General features: G+C 57.3%; 15 protein-coding genes. 5 read left to right on the top strand and 10 right to left on the bottom strand.

Annotated features, from left to right (window positions below):
- Positions 1 to 2,256, bottom strand: coding sequence for an NADP-dependent malic enzyme (locus ACR3ES_RS02860; RefSeq protein ID WP_480425542.1), 2,256 nt, complete (start codon positions 2,254 to 2,256; stop codon positions 1 to 3).
- Positions 2,257 to 2,415: 159 nt separating this feature from the next.
- Here ACR3ES_RS02860 and mutS point away from each other — a divergent pair, with 159 nt between their 5' ends.
- Positions 2,416 to 5,028 carry a DNA mismatch repair protein MutS gene (gene mutS / locus ACR3ES_RS02855; protein ID WP_170431730.1) on the top strand — a complete coding sequence of 871 codons (2,613 nt, stop codon included), beginning with the start codon at positions 2,416 to 2,418 and terminating at the stop codon, positions 5,026 to 5,028.
- Positions 5,029 to 5,086: 58 nt separating this feature from the next.
- Here the strand turns inward: mutS and ACR3ES_RS02850 are convergent, their stop codons facing one another.
- Positions 5,087 to 5,650, bottom strand: coding sequence for a nucleotide exchange factor GrpE (locus ACR3ES_RS02850; RefSeq protein ID WP_170431529.1), 564 nt, complete (start codon positions 5,648 to 5,650; stop codon positions 5,087 to 5,089).
- A gap of 10 nt (positions 5,651 to 5,660) precedes the next feature.
- Positions 5,661 to 6,725 (bottom strand): heat-inducible transcriptional repressor HrcA, encoded by a 1,065-nt coding sequence (hrcA, locus tag ACR3ES_RS02845; RefSeq protein WP_170431531.1) that lies wholly within the window; start codon positions 6,723 to 6,725, stop codon positions 5,661 to 5,663.
- A 112-nt stretch (positions 6,726 to 6,837) separates the two neighbouring features.
- Between hrcA and rph the strand changes: the two genes are divergently transcribed.
- From rph to ACR3ES_RS02825, 4 genes are read left to right on the top strand one after another with little or no spacing between them, the layout of a single operon-like run.
- The gene (gene rph, locus ACR3ES_RS02840) at positions 6,838 to 7,551 is read left to right on the top strand and encodes a ribonuclease PH (RefSeq protein WP_170431533.1); all 714 of its coding nucleotides are present in this window, start codon (positions 6,838 to 6,840) and stop codon (positions 7,549 to 7,551) included.
- On the top strand, positions 7,548 to 8,162 hold the full coding sequence (rdgB, locus tag ACR3ES_RS02835) for an RdgB/HAM1 family non-canonical purine NTP pyrophosphatase (protein WP_170431535.1): 615 nt from the start codon (positions 7,548 to 7,550) through the stop codon (positions 8,160 to 8,162). The genes rph and rdgB overlap by 4 nt, the downstream gene beginning before the upstream one ends.
- Positions 8,152 to 9,306 (top strand): radical SAM family heme chaperone HemW, encoded by a 1,155-nt coding sequence (gene hemW / locus ACR3ES_RS02830; protein WP_170431537.1) that lies wholly within the window; start codon positions 8,152 to 8,154, stop codon positions 9,304 to 9,306. Before rdgB ends, hemW begins: the two co-directional genes overlap by 11 nt.
- 3 nt (positions 9,307 to 9,309) lie before the next feature.
- A complete protein-coding gene (locus ACR3ES_RS02825; protein WP_170431539.1) occupies positions 9,310 to 9,663 on the top strand; it encodes a YbaN family protein in 354 nt (117 codons plus the stop codon).
- On the opposite strand, the gene ACR3ES_RS02820 is transcribed toward ACR3ES_RS02825, so the two are convergent.
- The 7 genes from ACR3ES_RS02820 to ACR3ES_RS02790 form a co-directional block, all read right to left on the bottom strand.
- The gene (locus ACR3ES_RS02820) at positions 9,653 to 10,549 is read right to left on the bottom strand and encodes a ParB/RepB/Spo0J family partition protein (protein WP_170431541.1); all 897 of its coding nucleotides are present in this window, start codon (positions 10,547 to 10,549) and stop codon (positions 9,653 to 9,655) included. The genes ACR3ES_RS02825 and ACR3ES_RS02820 overlap by 11 nt on opposite strands.
- A 20-nt stretch (positions 10,550 to 10,569) precedes the next feature.
- On the bottom strand, positions 10,570 to 11,373 hold the full coding sequence (locus tag ACR3ES_RS02815; RefSeq protein WP_170431543.1) for an AAA family ATPase: 804 nt from the start codon (positions 11,371 to 11,373) through the stop codon (positions 10,570 to 10,572).
- Positions 11,366 to 11,986, bottom strand: coding sequence for a 16S rRNA (guanine(527)-N(7))-methyltransferase RsmG (gene rsmG / locus ACR3ES_RS02810; protein WP_170431545.1), 621 nt, complete (start codon positions 11,984 to 11,986; stop codon positions 11,366 to 11,368). Before rsmG ends, ACR3ES_RS02815 begins: the two co-directional genes overlap by 8 nt.
- Positions 11,983 to 13,851, bottom strand: a complete 1,869-nt coding sequence (gene mnmG / locus ACR3ES_RS02805) for a tRNA uridine-5-carboxymethylaminomethyl(34) synthesis enzyme MnmG (protein WP_170431547.1) — start codon at positions 13,849 to 13,851, stop codon at positions 11,983 to 11,985. Before mnmG ends, rsmG begins: the two co-directional genes overlap by 4 nt.
- A gap of 12 nt (positions 13,852 to 13,863) precedes the next feature.
- Positions 13,864 to 15,150 (bottom strand): tRNA uridine-5-carboxymethylaminomethyl(34) synthesis GTPase MnmE, encoded by a 1,287-nt coding sequence (gene mnmE / locus ACR3ES_RS02800; RefSeq protein WP_170431549.1) that lies wholly within the window; start codon positions 15,148 to 15,150, stop codon positions 13,864 to 13,866.
- Between the two features lie 30 nt (positions 15,151 to 15,180).
- The gene (gene rho / locus ACR3ES_RS02795; RefSeq protein WP_170431551.1) at positions 15,181 to 16,452 is read right to left on the bottom strand and encodes a transcription termination factor Rho; all 1,272 of its coding nucleotides are present in this window, start codon (positions 16,450 to 16,452) and stop codon (positions 15,181 to 15,183) included.
- Between the two features lie 124 nt (positions 16,453 to 16,576).
- Positions 16,577 to 17,026, bottom strand: a complete 450-nt coding sequence (locus tag ACR3ES_RS02790) for a CopD family protein (RefSeq protein WP_170431553.1) — start codon at positions 17,024 to 17,026, stop codon at positions 16,577 to 16,579.
- Positions 17,027 to 17,426: the final 400 nt, after the last annotated feature.

Raw genomic sequence — 17,426 nt, 5'->3', positions numbered from 1 at the left:
CTAGCCGATATCACAAGAGGCCAGAACGGCCATGTTGAGGATGTCATTTGCCGTCGACACAGTCGAACAAACCTGAATCTGCTTGTCGATCCCCGAAAGGATAGGCCCAATGACGGTTGCGCCGCCCATTTCCTGCATCAGCTTGGTTGAAATCGAGGCCGAGTGCCGCGCCGGAACGATCAGGATGTTCGCCGGACCGGTCAGGCGCGAGAAGGGGTAAGCTTCCTGCTGATCGACGTTCAGCGCCACATCCACGGTCATCTCACCCTCGTATTCGAAATCGACACCTCGGTTGTCGAGCACCGCAGGCGCGCGGTGCATCTTTTCTGCCCGCTCTGAAACCGGATAGCCAAAGGTGGAAAAGCTGACAAAAGCAACGCGCGGCTCGATCCCCATATGGCGTGCCACGGCGGCAGCGCGTTCCGCAATATTCGCGAGGTCGTTCTCGTCCGGCCATTCATGCACCAGCGTGTCGCCGATCAGCACGATGCGGCCCTTATGCAGCACCGCAGTGACGCCCGCTGCCCCATGCGCGGCATCTGCGTCAAACACATGGTTGATGCGATCCAGAACATGCGCCGACTTGCGGGTCGCGCCCGTGACCAAACCATCCGCATGGCCGTGGGCCAGCATCAGCGACGAAAACACATGCCGGTCGCGGGCGGCTAGACGATGAATATCCTTATGGTCAAAGCCTTTGCGTTGCAGCCTCTGGTACAAAAAGCTCTTGTAGGTCTCGAGATGCGTGGTGTTGGCCGCGTTCACAACCTCCAGCTCGCGAACCGCATCGTCGAGCCCGGCGGCCTCAAGCTTTTCTTTCACGTCATCCGGGCGGCCCACGACCAGAGCCTTACCAAAGCCCGAGCGCTGATACATCACAGCCGCCCGCAACACGCGGGGATCGTCACCTTCGGCAAAGACCATCCGGCTTTGTGCGGCGCGGGCGCGGGCGTTCAGGCCTCGCAGGATGCTGGCGGTCGGGTCCATGCGGGATTTCAGGCTCAACTCGTAAGCGTCCATGTCGATGATCGGACGCCGCGCCGCGCCTGTGTCCATCCCGGCCTTGGCGACAGCAGGCGGGATGCGGTGGATCAGACGTGGATCGAACGGCGTCGGGATGATGTAGTCGCGGCCAAAGGTCAGCGACTTGCCATAGGCCATAGCGACCTCATCCGGAACGTCCTCACGCGCCAGACGGGCCAAAGCATGGGCGCAGGCAATTTTCATCTCGTCATTGATGGCGCGGGCATGGATGTCGAGCGCCCCACGGAACAGGTAGGGAAAGCCCAGGACGTTGTTCACCTGGTTCGGGTAATCACTGCGCCCGGTGGCAACGATCGCATCCACGCGAACCTCATGTGCCTCTTCCGGCGTGATCTCGGGGTCGGGGTTGGCCATCGCAAAGATCACTGGATTGTCGGCCATGCTTGCGACCATATCCTGCGTCACGGCCCCTTTGACCGACACACCCAGAAACACGTCAGCACCCTTCATGGCCTCTTCCAACGTGCGCAGATCGGTCGTGATCGCGTGAGCCGATTTCCACTGGTTCATGCCCTCGGTCCGGCCCTGGTAGATCACGCCCTTTGTGTCGCAGACAATGCAATTCTCATGTCGCGCACCCATCGATTTGAGCAGCTCGATACAGGCAATTCCCGCCGCACCCGCGCCGTTCAGAACGATCTTAACATCTTCGATCTTCTTACCCGAGATATGCAGAGCATTGATCAGCCCCGCCGCACAAATCACAGCCGTCCCGTGCTGGTCATCGTGGAAGACGGGGATATCCATCTCTTCCTTCAGGCGCTGTTCGATGATGAAACACTCGGGCGCCTTGATGTCCTCGAGGTTGATGCCGCCAAAGGTCGGCCCCATCAGCCGAACCGCGCGGCAGAACTCATCTGGATCCTCGGTGTCCAGCTCGATATCGACCGAGTTCACATCCGCGAACCGTTTGAACAAAACCGATTTACCTTCCATCACCGGTTTCGAGCCCAGCGCACCCAGATTGCCGAGGCCCAGAACAGCCGTCCCGTTTGAGATCACGGCGACCAGATTGCCCTTGTTGGTATAGTCGTATGCGGTCTCGGGAGCTTCGGCGATGGCTTCGCAGGGAACCGCCACACCCGGGCTATAGGCCAGCGACAGATCGCGCTGCGTGGTCATGGGAACGGTGGCCTGCACCTCCCACTTGCCAGGGGTCGGGTCCAGGTGAAAGGCCAGCGCCTCTTCTTTGGTAATCTTGGCTTTTGGCATTTTGACGGTCGTTTCCATGACTTCGGGGCCTTTGCCTCATAACGCAGGCCGGTGCGCGCCTCAACGACAATACTTTTCGCCTTTTACTGCCGAAGGCGGATTTGTAAGGTCGCCAGCGGAATACGCCAGAAGGGATCAGCCTTGTCCACAGTCACGCCGATGATGGCGCAATATCTCGAGATCAAAGAGGCCCATGCCGATGCGCTGCTGTTTTACCGAATGGGTGATTTCTACGAGATGTTTTTCGAGGACGCGGTCAATGCCGCCCAGGCGCTGGACATCGCCCTGACCAAGCGCGGCAAACACAATGGCGCGGATATTCCGATGTGCGGCGTGCCTGTGCATTCCGCCGAAGGTTATCTGCTGACACTGATCCGCAAAGGCTTTCGCGTCGCCGTTTGCGAACAGATGGAAAGCCCGACGGAAGCGAAGAAAAGAGGCTCTAAATCAGTCGTAAAGCGCGATGTCGTGCGCCTGGTGACGCCCGGCACGCTGACCGAGGACGCGCTTTTGGAAGCCCGTCGCCACAACTTTCTAGCCGCTTATGCCGAGGTGCGCGATGAGGCCGCGCTGGCCTGGGCCGATATCTCAACCGGCGCGTTTCACGTGATGCCGCTGACATCGGTCCGCCTGAGCCCCGAGCTTGCACGGTTGGCCCCGTCCGAGCTGATCATGGCGGACGTGTCCGAACAGCATCTGCAGGAGCCAGTTCGTGACCTCGGGATCTCTCTGACCCCGGTCGGGCGCGCAAGCTTCGATAGCACTTCGGCCGAAAAACGTATTTGCGGCCTGTTTAACGTGGCCGCACTGGATGCGTTCGGGAACTTCGGAAGGGCTGAAATATCGGCCATGGGTGCGCTGATCGACTATCTGGAGATCACGCAAAAGGGCAAACTGCCGCTGCTGCAAACACCACTGAAGGAATCCGAGGACCGCGTGGTGCAGATCGATGCGGCCACACGGCGCAATCTGGAACTGACGCGATCCTTGTCTGGCGGGCGCGCCGGATCGCTCTTGTCGGTGGTCGACCGGACCGTCACGCCCGGCGGGGCGCGGCTGTTGGAACAACGCCTGTCCAGCCCCTCGCGCAATCTGGATGTGATCCATAGACGGCTGGATTCGGTTTCCTTTGCAGCCGAGGACAGCCTGACCGCCTCGGACCTGCGTGAAGCCTTGCGCAAAACCCCCGATCTGGATCGCTCCTTGTCCCGACTGTCGCTGGAGCGCGGCGGCCCACGTGATCTGGCCGCCATCCGCACAGGTTTGACCCAGGCAGCGGCAATTGCGAAGATCTGTGCAGATCAGGAGCTGCCATCGCTGCTGGCAGCCGCACTCCAGGACCTTGTTGGCTTCGACGACCTGTTGACCCTGCTGGACAAGGCGCTGGTCGCCGAACCACCCTTGTTGGCCCGCGACGGCGGTTTCATTGCGCAGGGCTTTGACACTGAGCTGGACGAAGCCCGCACCCTGCGCGATGAGGGACGATCTGTGATCGCCGGTTTCCAGCAGAAGTATGCAACCGACACCGGCATCACGTCGCTGAAGATCAAGCACAACAATGTGCTGGGCTATTTCATCGAAACCACGGCCACCCATGCCGAGAAGATGCTGAATCCGCCCTTCAGCGAAACCTACATCCACCGTCAGACCACCGCCAATCAGGTCCGGTTCACCACGGTCGAACTGTCGGAGATCGAAACCCGAATCCTGAACGCGGGCAATCTGGCCCTGGAGATCGAAAAGCGGCTCTATCAAAGGCTTTCTGGCGAAATTCTCGCTCTGGCCGCGCAATTGAACCAAGCTGCCCGGGGGCTGGCCGAACTCGATCTGACCACGGCACTGGCCGATCTGGCGCGTGGGGAAAACTGGTGTCGCCCGCAGGTCGACAGCTCCCGCGCCTTTGAAATACAGGCAGCCCGCCATCCGGTTGTCGAACACGCGCTGCGCCAGCAAAGCGGCGATGCCTTTGTCGCCAACGATTGTAACCTGAGCGCTGACGACGGCGCGGCGATCTGGCTGCTCACCGGGCCCAACATGGCAGGTAAGTCGACCTTTCTGCGTCAGAACGCCTTGATTGCGCTGCTGGCCCAAATGGGCAGCTATGTTCCCGCCGAAAAAGCACATATTGGCGTTGTCAGCCAGTTGTTCAGTCGCGTTGGGGCCTCGGACGATCTGGCCCGGGGCCGCTCGACCTTCATGGTCGAGATGGTTGAAACCGCCGCCATCCTGAATCAGGCCGATGATCGCGCGCTCGTCATCCTGGACGAAATCGGTCGCGGCACGGCCACGTATGATGGTTTGTCCATCGCCTGGGCCACGCTCGAACATCTGCATGCTGCAAACAAATGTCGCGCGCTGTTTGCCACGCATTACCATGAACTCACCGCCTTGGCCGGCAAGCTGGCAGGTGTCGACAATGCCACCGTCGCGGTCAAGGAATGGGAAGGCGAGGTGATTTTCCTGCACGAGGTTCACAAAGGCGCCGCCGACCGGTCCTATGGCGTTCAGGTCGCACAGCTCGCGGGCCTGCCAGCCTCCGTGGTGGATCGCGCGCGTGTGGTCCTCGACCAGCTTGAAAAAACCGAACGCGAGGGCGGCAAGCAAAAAGCGCTGATCGATGACCTGCCGCTGTTCTCAGCGGCGCCACCGCCACCCCCGGCCCCCAAAGCCTCACCGGTGACCGACATGTTGGAGGACATCCTACCGGATGAACTCAGCCCCCGCGACGCACTCGACCTGATCTACAAACTGAAAGAAGCGGCCAAATCCTGACCGCCCCTTCATCTTTTTGAAAACACTCTCGCCGAAGGCTTGGCTTCTTGGAAGCCAATCAGCTTGCAGGCGTCGAAGACACGCCTACCTGCGCCGGGCGCAGAAGACGATCATGCAGCATGAATCCTTCTGCCGAGACCTGAATGATGTCGCCTGCGCGCGTCCCCGGTACAGGCGCTTCGAACATCGCCTCATGCAGGTTCGGATCAAAACGGTCGCCCACCTCGGGTGTAATCACCTCGATCCCGTGTTTCTGGAACACATCTTTCAGGGCGCGCATGGTCAGCTCGATCCCTTCGATCAGACCCGCAGCAACTTCTTTCTGCTCGTCGGTCACCGCCTCAAGCGCACGTTTCATATTGTCGTAGACCGGCAGCATGTCGCGCGCCAGTTTTGACCCGCCATACTGTTCTGCATCCCGTCGCGCCTTGTCACCGCGCTTGCGGGCGTTCTCGGCATCCGCCAGCGCGCGCATGAACTTGTCTTTATAATCGTCCCGCTCGGCACGCAACTGGTCCAGCTCCACTGCGTCGTCGCTGATTTCCGCAAATTCATCCGCCAGCTCTTCGGCTTCGGCGGTTGCGATATCGTCCAGAAAATCTTCGTTCTTGGGCTCTGCCATCTTCTAACCTCTAGCTCCGGTCGGATATCAGCTTGCCGACCAGTTGTGCCGTGTAATCCACAATTGGCACGATCCGTCCGTAATTCAAACGTGTGGGTCCAATGACCCCGACCGCACCGATTATCTTACGATCAGCGTTCATATATGGAGACACCACCAAAGAGGAACCCGAAAGTGAGAAAAGTTTGTTCTCAGACCCAATAAAAATGCGCACACCTTCGCCGTCTTCGGTTAATTCAAGGAATTCCGCGATGTCACGCTTACGCTCAAGATCGTCAAACAGGGTGCGAATGCGGTCCAACTCCTCCGCTTCACCGGGTTCACTCAACAGATTCGCCCGCCCTCGGACGATCAATCGGGCCGAGTCGGTCCCGTCCCCATCCCAGGCTGCTATGCCGCGTTCGACCATTTCCCGGGCTAAGGCATCGATTTCCTGTCTGCGGGCAGCGATCTGGGTCTGCATCTGACGCCGCACTTCGCTGAGCGTGCGCCCCTCGATCAATGCATTGAGGAAATTTGCAGCTTCGCGCATCGAACTTGGCGTCTGACCGGGCGGCGGCGTGAACAGCCGATTTTCTACATGCCCGTCGGCAAACACCAAGACCACAAGCGCGCGGTCATGCGCGAGGGAAACGAACTCAATATGCTTGATTTCAGATTCCTGCTTAGGGGTCAGAACCAACGAAGCACCATGTGTCACATGTGACAGAGCGGACCCGACCCGATCCAGCATTCCGCCCACATCGCCTGTGTTAGAGCCTAAAGTCTCTTCCAGTTTTTGACGGTCTTCCGCCCCCAGGTCACCGAGTTCAAGCAGGCCATCCACAAACATACGCAGGCCCATTTGGGTGGGAACCCTGCCGGCGCTGACATGCGGACTGTCCAAAAGACCCAGAAACTCGAGATCCTGCATCACATTTCGCACCGTTGCGGCGCTGACTTTTTCCGATAGCGTGCGGGTCAGGGTGCGACTGCCGACCGGTTCGCCGCTGTCCAGATAACTCTCGACGATCAGACGGAACACTTCGCGCGACCGCTCGTTCATCTCGTCCAGAATCTTGCTTGCTTCGCTCATCGGCAATCCCTTGCTGGATTGTCATTAAATAGCAGGCATCTGAAAGGTCAATCGGGGTTGCATCGTAACGCCACGGGACGGTATCCCCAAGCCAGCAAACAAAGGATTTCCCATGCGCCCCTCTGGACGAGATTTAAGCGAAATGCGCCCGGTTTCAATTGAACCCGAGTTCACCAAACATGCCGAAGGCTCCTGCCTGATCAAAGTCGGCGATACCCATGTGCTGTGCACCGCCTCGCTTGAGGATCGCGTGCCTCCATTCATCAAAGGGTCCGGACTAGGCTGGGTCACCGCAGAATACGGCATGCTGCCGCGGGCGACCAACACGCGGATGCGGCGCGAGGCGGCGTCAGGCAAACAGGGTGGACGAACTGTTGAGATTCAACGCCTTATCGGTCGCGCGCTGCGAGCCGGGGTAGACCGGGTTGCATTGGGGGAGCGCCAGATCACCGTGGACTGCGACGTGATTCAAGCCGATGGCGGGACACGCTGCGCCGCGATCACCGGGGGCTGGGTCGCTTTGCGCCTGGCAGTTAACAGGTTGATGAAATCTGGAGATGTGATCTCGGATCCGCTGGTCGATCCGGTCGCGGCCGTATCCTGTGGTATTTATGCGGGCCAGCCTGTCCTGGATTTGGACTATCCCGAAGACAGCGAAGCCGGGGTGGACGGAAACTTCATCATGACCGGATCCGGTAAGTTGATCGAAGTGCAGATGAGTGCAGAAGGCTCCGTCTTTAGCCGCGATCAGATGAATCAACTGATTGACCTGGCCGAGAAGGGCGTCGGCGAACTGGTCGCGGCCCAAAAGGCCGCCACTGCATGACCCGTAGGTTCGAAGGTGACAAGTTGCTTGTTGCCACCCATAACACAGGCAAGCTTGAAGAGATGGCGCATCTTCTCGAACCCTTTGGGGTGACTGTCGTGGGTGCAGCCGAGATGAGCCTGCCGGAACCGGACGAAACCGAAACCACGTTTGTCGGAAACGCCCGGATCAAGGCGCATGCAGCCGCCAAAGCCACCGGCTTGCCAGCCCTGTCGGACGATTCCGGCATCACCATCGACGATCTGGGAGGCGCGCCGGGTGTCTACACCGCGGATTGGGCAGAAACCGCCACAGGACGCGATTTCATGATTGCGATGACACGTGCGCACAACGAGCTCGAAGCCAAAGACGCTGCACACCCGCGCAGGGCGCAGTTTCGGTGCACGCTGGTGCTGGCCTGGCCCGACGGGCATGACGAAGTGTTCGAAGGGGTCGCGCCCGGCCATCTGGTCTGGCCGATCCGCGGCAAGGACGGCTTCGGCTATGACCCGATGTTTGTCCCCGAAGGTTACGACATTACCTATGCCGAGATGGATCGCTGGGAAAAGAATAGGATCAGCCATCGCGGTCGCGCGGTGGAGATGTTCGTGAAAGGCTGTTTTGACGGATGACTGGCGCAACGGGGGCTTTGGCCTGTACGTGCATTGGCCTTTTTGCGAGGCCAAATGCCCTTATTGCGACTTCAACAGCCATGTTTCAAAAACTATTGATCAAAAACAATGGCTTGAGTGCTATCTCAGCGAACTAAAGCGCTCAGCCGCCGAAACGCCTGATCGGGTGTTAAACACGATCTTTTTTGGTGGCGGTACGCCATCGCTGATGGCCCCGGAAACAGTTGCAGCGATCATCGACGAGGCCCGCGCCCTCTGGCATCCGGCCAATGACATGGAGATCACGCTCGAGGCCAATCCCGGATCCGTCGAAGCAGGTCGGTTTACGGCCTATCGCGATGCCAGGGTGACTCGAATATCTATGGGTGTTCAGGCGCTGAACGATGATGATTTGCGCCGACTGGGCCGCATTCATACGGTCGCAGAGGCACGCGCTGCATTTGATATCGCCCGCGCCTGCTTTGATCGCGTTAGTTTTGATCTGATTTACGCGCGACAACACCAAACGCTGGAGGCATGGCGCGCGGAACTGGCCGAGGCGCTTTCGATGGCGGTTGACCATCTGTCGCTCTATCAACTGACAATCGAGGATGGCACAGCCTTTGGCGATCGCTATGCGGTTGGCAAGTTGCGCGGCCTGCCCGAAGACTACAGTGCAGCGGACATGTATCTCGCGACGCAAGACATCTGCGAGGCGCATGGCCTTCCGGCCTATGAGATCTCGAACCACGCCCGTCCGGGAGCAGAATCCCAACATAACCTGATCTACTGGCGTTATGGCGATTACGTGGGTATTGGACCCGGCGCGCATGGCCGGATCACATTGGGTGGTCAAAAACTCGCGACCGAAACCTATCTGGCGCCAAATGCCTGGCTAAGGGCTGTTGCGGACGGGTCGGGCGAAAAGCAGCGCGCGAGTCTGACGCTCGAAGATCAGGCCGTCGAATACCTCATGATGTGTATGAGAGTTTCTGAAGGTCTAGATATAGATAGATATGAGACACTATCTGGCATACCCCTGCCCGAGGCAAAGCTCAAAGCCCTTCGGGAAATGGGTATGATCACGCAACAAGGCAACAGGCTATCGGCCACCAAAGACGGGCGGGCCGTGCTGAATGCGGTCATCCGCGAGTTGTTGGGGTAGATGATGCAGTATCTCTGGGCCGGATTGGGGTTGCTTTGCGTCGCACTCGCGATGATCGGGGTGCTGCTGCCGCTGTTGCCGACCGTGCCCTTCCTGTTGCTGGCCGCTTTCTTCTTTGCCCGCTCGTCCTCGCGCCTTCACAACTGGCTGATCACTCATCGCACATTCGGGCCGATGATCCTGGACTGGCAAAGATCCGGAGCAATTCGCCCGGTCGCAAAAAGAGCCGCCACGGTATCTGTCGCCGCTGTCTTTGGCATCTCTGTGCTGGCTTCAGCCCCGACGCATATCCTGATGATTCAGGCTGTCGTTCTGGGTGGCGTGATGATCTTTATCTGGACCCGACCTAACGGCTGAGCTTGGCGCACAGATCGTCCAGCTGATCAAGGTTTTCATAGGTCAGTACAACCTGGCCCGTTTCTGAACCCGGCTTGTGATTGATGGACACTTTCATTGCCAGAATGGCCGACAGGTCTTTTTCCAACGCGCGCGTATCTGCATCTTTGCCAGCGTTCAGGTTTCTGGATCGCGGTGCAGGACGATCGGAACCGGATTGCTGTTGTTTCTTGACCAACGCTTCGGTCGCACGCACTGACAATCCATCCCGCACAATGGTCTTGGCCAGCTCGGACGGGTTATCCGCCGTAATCAGCGCCCTTGCATGACCGGCGGACAGTTTGTCTTCGATAACAAGCGTCTGGACGTCCATTGGAAGCGACAACAGCCGCAACAGGTTGGCAATATGGCTGCGGCTCTTGCCCAGCGCCTCGGCCATCTTTTCCTGCGTATGGCCGAACCGATCCATCAGTTGTCTGTAACCCGCCGCCTCTTCGACAGCGTTCAGATCGGCACGCTGGATGTTTTCGATAATCGCGACTTCAAGCACTTCGGTATCGTCGAAGTCGCGCACAATCACAGGAATATCATGCAGTTGCGACATCTGCGCCGCACGCCAGCGGCGTTCGCCAGCAACAATCTCGTACTCGCCATCACCGATGGAGCGGACGATCAGCGGTTGAATGATACCCTTTTCTTTGACCGACGCAGCCAGTTCATTGAGCTGGTCTGGCGAAAACGTGCGGCGCGGCTGGTTTGGATTGGCGCGCAGTTTTTCGATGGGAACGGTCAAATCGGGCCGACGCGGCTCGGTTGAGGGGCGGCCCCCGCCCTCGGGTGTGACATCAGCCATCAGGGCCGACAATCCGCGCCCCAGACCTCTTGATTTTGTTTTTCTGGCGCTCACCTCGCCCTCCTCACTGCCGCTTATGCGGCGATCTTATTGTTCTTGTGCATGATCTCGCGCGCCAAATGCCGGTACGCCATCGCCCCAAGGGAGCCCGAGTCATATTGCAATACGGGCAGAGCGTAAGACGGCGCTTCGCTCACCCGCACGTTCCTGGGTATCTTGGTCTTAAAGACCATCTCACCCAGATTGTCACGCGCATCCTTTTCGACCTGACGGGACAAGTTGTTGCGGTTGTCATACATAGTTAACACAACACCTTCGATTCTGAGGTCCGGATTTGCGGCTTGGCGCACCTCGCGAATGGTCAGCATCAGCTGTGACAGGCCTTCCAAAGCAAAGAACTCGCTCTGCAACGGAACCAACACTGAGTGTGCCGCCACCATGGCGTTGACGGTCAGCAAGTTCAGCGAAGGTGGGCAGTCAATGAGGACAAAATCCAGCTCAAAACTATCGATCGCCGTCTGGCGGAGCGCGTCATGCAGCAGATAGCTGCGTTTTTCATTCGATATCAGCTCGATATCAGCAGAGCTTAGATCTACGGTCGCGGGAACCACAAGCAGACCGCCAATTTCGGTTTCCTGTACAACAGCCTCCAGCGGCGCGTCATCAAGGATCAGATCATAAGTTGTCCAGTCCCGGTCCTCGACCCCCAAACCCGTGGACGCATTCCCCTGAGGATCCAGATCAACCACCAGCACTTTGCAACCGGCTTCGGCCAGCCCCGCCGCGAGGTTGATCGCAGTTGTGGTTTTTCCAACTCCGCCCTTCTGATTGGCAACCGCAATAATCCGGGGCCCTGAGGGACGAGACAGATCAACCACGTGAAACTCCTTTAATCTTAAGGATGACGGCCTTAGGTTCCGTTAGACTTGTAATCGGCTCTGCGTCAAATTTCCATTCTTCGCGCGCGGCATCCACTTCTTTTTTCCAGTTTGCGCCTTTCGGCAACAAGGCCAAGCCGTTCTTGTCTAAGTGCCTGTCACAAAAGGATAATAGAGTTCTTAATTCTGCCAGTGCACGGGCAGATAGGATATCCGCGCTCAGTGGATCAACCGACTCGATCCGCTTGGAAAAAATGCGGCAGTTCACTCCGCACTCTCGCGCAACCGTCCGCAAAAAGGCAGACTTGCGCTGGTCGCTTTCGAGCAGGGAAAAGCTGGCACTCGGCGCGCCTTCAGCAGCCAGGATAGCGCACACCATTCCCGGGAAACCTCCGCCGCTTCCAAGATCAACCCAGTGATCAAAACGGCCCGCCAACCGATAAACCTGCACCGAATCCAGGATGTGCCTTGACCAGGTATCTGTCAGGCTGCTGCGGGACACCAAGTTTATCCTCGGATTCCAGCGTTCAACAAGGTCGACATAGGTTGTCAGGCGCGCCAATGTTTCACGTGAAACATCTAAAGCGTCAATCACTCTTTTGTCCGGTGTCATGCCCGGCGCACTTTGCTGTCCCGGCGCAATTTGGCCAGAACCAAAGTCAGCGCTGCGGGCGTGACACCTTCAACGCGGCTGGCTTGTGCAATATTGGCAGGTCGGGCTTGCGAAAGCTTCTGTTTCATTTCGGCGGACAGCCCATCCAGCGAAAAGTAATCAAAGTCGCGTGGAATCTTGTAAGATTCGTCCCGCTTCATCGCCTCGACATCGCGTTGCTGTCGGGAAATGTAGTTGGCGTAAAGCGCGTCCCGCTCAACTTGCTGCCGGATATCACCTTCAACCACATCAAGGTCGGGTATCAGCGGCAAAAGATCACCGAAAGTAACATCCGGAAAGGCCAGAATGGCCATACCGTCCCTGCGGTTACCATCCTGGTTGACGGCAATTCCTGCGGCCCGCATCTCTTTCGGCGTATATGTGCCGTCCGTCAGTATCGATTTCGCGGCCTCAAGCTTGGTCATTTTATCTTCAAAGTGCGCGCGTCGCGTCTCTCCAACGCAGCCAATATCCAAACCAACAGATGTCAGGCGCTGGTCTGCATTGTCCGCGCGCAGCGACAGACGAAATTCAGCACGCGACGTGAACATTCTGTAGGGTTCCGCCACACCACGGGTTGTCAAATCGTCGATCATCACTCCGATGTAGCTGTCGGCGCGCGTGAAATGCACTGGGTCGCGACCTCGCGCCTCAAGCGCGGCATTCAGACCAGCAACCAGACCTTGCGCCGCCGCCTCCTCGTATCCCGTGGTTCCATTAATCTGACCGGCAAGATATAGGCCTGAAACATCCGGCAGCGAAAGCGACGCAGACAAAACGCGCGGATCTACGTAGTCGTACTCAATCGCATACCCAGGCTGCAGTATAGTCGCCTGCTCAAGTCCTTTGATCGAGTGAACATAGTCCAGCTGGACATCCTGTGGCAGCGACGTTGATATTCCATTCGGATAAACTGTGTGATCATCAACGCCCTCAGGTTCCAAAAAGATCTGATGGGAGTCCTTTTCCGCAAAGCGCACAATCTTGTCTTCTATCGATGGGCAGTACCTGGGTCCAACACCGTCGATATGCCCGCCATACATGGCGGATTTGAACAGGTTTTTCTCAATGATTTCATGGGTGCGCGTATTTGTATGTGTGATCCCGCACGAAATCTGAGGTGCAACAACTGAAGTAGAAAGAAACGAAAACAAGGTCGGATCATCGTCGCCATTCTGTTTTTCCAAGTCAGACCAATCGATCGTCCGACCATCCAAACGTGGAGGCGTGCCCGTCTTCAGCCGCCCCGTGGGCAAGTTGTAGCTGTCCAAACGCTCGGCCAGCCTAACGGACGGTTTGTCACCCATACGCCCACCCGGGCGCGAGACATCCCCAATATGGATAACACCTCGCAGAAAAGTTCCAGAGGTGAGGATGACCGTGCGCGCAGGAACCTCGGAACCGTCACCTAGTTTGACGCCCGCAACACAATCCCCGTCCATGAGGAAATCGACCACTTCGCCGATGATGACATCCAGGTTTGGTTGCGCCTGCGTCTCCTTCTGCATGGCTGCGCGATACAATGCCCGGTCGGCCTGTATTCGCGGCCCCTGCACCGCAGGTCCTTTGCGCCGATTCAGCAGGCGGAACTGTATGCCCGCCTGATCCGCGACGCGGCCCATGACGCCGTCAAGCGCATCAATCTCGCGCACCAAATGGCCCTTGCCCAATCCACCTATGGCCGGGTTGCAGGACATCACGCCAATATCGGATGCCGAAAGCGTGACCAACGCCGTAGTCGCCCCCATACGCGCAGCCGCATGGGCAGCCTCGGTTCCAGCATGGCCGGCACCGATGACAAGGACATCAAATTTTGAATGTTTCACGTGAAACACTCCTTACTTGCCCAGACAAAAGCTGGAAAAGATTTCATCCAACAGAGTTTCGACATCTATTCTGCCAAGCAGAGATTCAAGGGCCCGGATTGAGGTTCTGAGTTCTTCTGCCGCGATATCATACAAGTCCGGACCCGATTCCAGAACCGCAATTGCAGCCCCAAGCGCATCCAGTGCTTTGACAATTGCAACCCGATGGCGTTCGCGTGTTGCAATACCATGGCCTGTAGATCGCTCACCGAGTACACACGAAATCTGGGAAATCAGGGCATCTATACCCTGTCCCGTTTTCCCAGAGACGCCGCCCGCAGCATCCGGCAAAAGATCGGCCTTAGGCAAAACCTGGATATCACCGGCTTCCATTGAAACGCCCAAAGCCTCGGGAACTTCCGACAGGAAGACACGCAAGTCCGCTGCTTCGGCGCGTTTTCTGGCCAATTCGATTCCCAGGTTTTCAACGTGATCCTCAGTATCCCGCAAACCTGCCGTATCCAGCAAGGTCACCGGAAGGCCAGACAAGTCCATGCGCACCTCGATCACGTCCCGGGTGGTTCCGGCGTATTCGGACGTGATTGCAGCTTCGCGCCCGGCCAGCGCATTCAGCAGTGTGGATTTTCCGGCATTTGGCAGACCAACAATGGCCACTTCGAACCCGGTCCGAATGCGTTCGGCTATCTTGACGCCATCCGCTTCACGACGCAGATCATTCATGACACCAGTCACCAGAGTGCATACCTCGGGTGTGACGTCTGTCGGAACATCTTCTTCGGCAAAGTCGATCACCGCCTCGAGCAGAGATGCCGCCCGGATCAGATCGCGCCGCCAGCGTTCGACCAAAACACCCAACTCGCCGGCCAAAATGGTCTGCGCCTGCTTTCTTTGTGCTTCAGTTTCAGCATCAATTAAATCTGCCAAACCCTCGACCTGGGCCAGATCCAATTTGCCGTTTTCCAGCGCCCGCCGCGTGAACTCTCCGGGCTCGGCCAAGCGCAGGCCATCGGAGTCCGACAAACACCGCAACACCGCATCAACTGACGCTGTGCTGCCGTGAATTTGCAGCTCCGCCACAGTCTCACCGGTAAAGCTTGCCGGGGCCTGGAAGGTTAGAACAAGCCCCTCATCCAGCGTTGCCCCTGTGTGATCCCGCAGCCTGCGCACACTTACGCCGCGCGCCGGTAGATCGCCACCAGCCAAAGCGGCCGCGGCAGAATGCGCCGATGGGCCGGACAGACGGATAACCGCCACCCCTGCTTTGCCTTGCGCGCTGGCCAAGGCGAATATCGTATCCATTCGAAGGCCTCGCGTCGGTTAAGACCTGTGTCAGGTGTTCATCGAATCGAAGAACTCGCCATTTGTCTTGGTCTGCTTCAACTTGGACAGAAGGAACTCGATTGCGTCCGTCGTGCCCATTGGGTTGAGAATGCGACGCAGAACATAGGTCTTTGCCAGATCCCCTTTTTCGACCAGTAAATCCTCTTTCCGGGTCCCGGATTTGAGAATGTCGATCGCGGGATACACGCGCTTGTCGGCGATCTTGCGATCAAGGACGATTTCCGAGTTACCGGTGCCTTTGAATTCTTCAAAGATGACTTCGTCCATCCGGCTGCCGGTGTCGATCAGCGCGGTGGCGATGATCGTCAGCGACCCACCTTCTTCGATATTCCGGGCTGCACCAAAGAAACGCTTGGGCCGTTGTAAGGCATTTGCGTCCACGCCACCGGTTAAAACTTTACCCGAAGATGGGACCACAGTGTTAAACGCCCTACCAAGTCTTGTGATCGAATCCAAAAGAATAACAACATCTCGTTTATGCTCGACCAAACGCTTGGCCTTTTCAATCACCATTTCTGATACCGCCACGTGACGGGTGGCAGGTTCGTCGAAGGTCGAGGAGACAACCTCACCCTTCACCGAGCGCTGCATGTCAGTCACCTCTTCCGGGCGTTCGTCGATCAGCAGGACGATCAGGTAACACTCGGGGTGGTTCTGTTCGATCGAATGCGCAATGTTCTGCAGGATCACCGTCTTACCGGTCCGAGGAGGCGCAACGATTAGCGACCGCTGGCCTTTACCGATGGGCGAGACCAGATCGATCACCCGGGCCGACTTGTCCTTGATGGTCGGATCTTCGATCTCCATCTTAAGACGCTCGTCCGGATACAACGGCGTCAGGTTATCGAACAAAATCTTATGTTTGGCTTTTTCAGGGTTTTCAAAGTTGATCTTGGTGACCTTGGTCAGCGCAAAATAACGCTCGCTGTCATCCGGTGATTTGATCTCACCTTCAACCGTGTCACCGGTCCGCAGGCTGTACTGGCGGATCATATCCGGTGAAACATAGATGTCATCCGGACCGGGCAAGTAGTTCGCCTCGGGCGAGCGCAGAAAGCCAAACCCGTCCTGCAGAACTTCGAGCACGCCATCGCCACCAACGGTCCAGCCATCGTCCGCGCGTTCGCGCAGGATCTGGAACATCATCTCGCCTTTGCGCATGGTCGAGGCGTTTTCGATCTCCAGCTCTTCGGCCATCGCCAGAAGATCTTTGGGGCTTTTGGCCTTCAGGTCGGCCAGATTCAGAGAGTCAGTTGTCATGATTATAGAAACCTTGGCCGCATCGGTTGCTGCACGGAGTGGATTTTTAAACTGGAAAAGTCATCGCCCGGACGGGCGCGTTGAGACCTACATAAGCGGGAGGTCAGTGAGAGTCAAACAGGCGTCAGAATTTCAGAATAACCGACAGGACGATCACAACCATCAAAACGGTTGGAACCTCGTTCATCATGCGATACTGCCGCCCTGTGAGCGTGTTTCGCCCCTCGCGGAAGTCCTTGCGCCGCGTCAACAGCCAGTGATGAAACCATGTCATTCCAATCACAGCGGCACCCTTGACCCAAGGCCACGTCCAGTCCCATCCCACGATGCCCGGCGTAAAGACCATAATCAGCCCGCAGACCCAGGCCACGATCATCGCAGGGCCCATGATTACGCGCAGCAGTTTTTCTTCCATTTCAAAGAAAATCTCTTGCGCCCCATCGACGGCCTGCGCCTTCTCAACATGATAGACGAACAATCTGGGCAGATAGAACAGACCCGCCATCCACGAGATGACCGCCATAATGTGAAGCGACTTCACCCATGGATAGATTGCAAATAGGAAATCACTCATCATGGCTCTCAGCTTTGGTCTGATCCTCCCTAATAAAAATATATAGAAAGAAAAAGGATGATGGTTTTGTAGGACCCTTAGAATCCGTGGATTACTTAGTTTTGCAGGTGCTTTTCCCCAGGTGGACAGTATTCAAAACCGTTAGAGTAAATCTGTTAGTACGAAAAATAAGTGTTTAAATATAATTACTTAAATGACGTCCGGGTAATTCATACTGTGGATAACTTACTGGGTATCTGGGGAAACACGTGTTGTCCAAGCCTCTAGAGTTATCCTTGTTCACCTGGGACAGAATCCGAACGACTCAGAGATGTTTCCCACGAAAGTCTCGGGGTTGCGTGTCAACCGGAAAACCATACAAACCGTACCAGACCACCCATTGATTAGCCCACGGGGTTTT

The sequence above is a fragment of the Ruegeria sp. B1 genome (genome assembly GCF_056535885.1).
The sequence above is the reverse complement of the archived record's forward strand: the minus strand, read 5'-3'. Positions and strand labels throughout refer to the sequence as shown.